General features: G+C 45.1%; 1 protein-coding gene. It reads left to right on the top strand.

The genetic code is table 11. The annotated features are described in order from the left end of the window. Window positions 1–567 (top strand): type I restriction enzyme subunit R domain-containing protein (locus B3473_RS07155; protein ID WP_414717677.1); only part of this gene is annotated, 567 nt, incomplete at both ends.

Genomic DNA, 567 nt, shown 5'->3' with positions numbered 1-567 from the left:
GGTCAGTGTTTGCACCGTTACACCGTTGAAAATGCTATCCACGACCGCGCGGTGCTTGGTTTCCAAGTGGAGTACCAGACCACCATGCCTGACATGGACGAGGACGATATTCAAGAAGACTACTATGACAATGAAGAGCACATGTTGGCGGTTTTGGAGTCTATTTTCAATAAATCAAACCGCAAGCTCGGTTTTAACAATGGGCTTGGTATGACTTATGAGGGGCTTTTGACGGTCAAATCCATCGCGCGTGCGCAAGCCTACTATGACTTGATCCAAAAGGTCAAAGAAGGCAAGACTTCTTTGAAAATTTCGGAAAGAACCAAGCGTGTCTTGCCTGATTTTCCAAAAGTGGCTATTACTTACTCGGTGACGGAAAATGATGAAGAGTCGATGAGCAATCAAGCCCACATGGCAAAAAGTTTGGAAGATTACAATGCCATGTTTGACACGCACTTTAAGCTGGATACGCTCAAGGCTTACAATGCAGATCTCAATGACCGTTTGGCTCGTAAAAAGGACAAGTACCTCAACCGTTCTGAACAACTAGACTTGGTTATCGTGGTG

The organism is Streptococcus sp. UBA632, assembly GCF_002300045.1.
Lineage (GTDB): Bacteria > Bacillota > Bacilli > Lactobacillales > Streptococcaceae > Streptococcus > Streptococcus alactolyticus.
The sequence above is the reverse complement of the archived record's forward strand: the minus strand, read 5'-3'. Positions and strand labels throughout refer to the sequence as shown.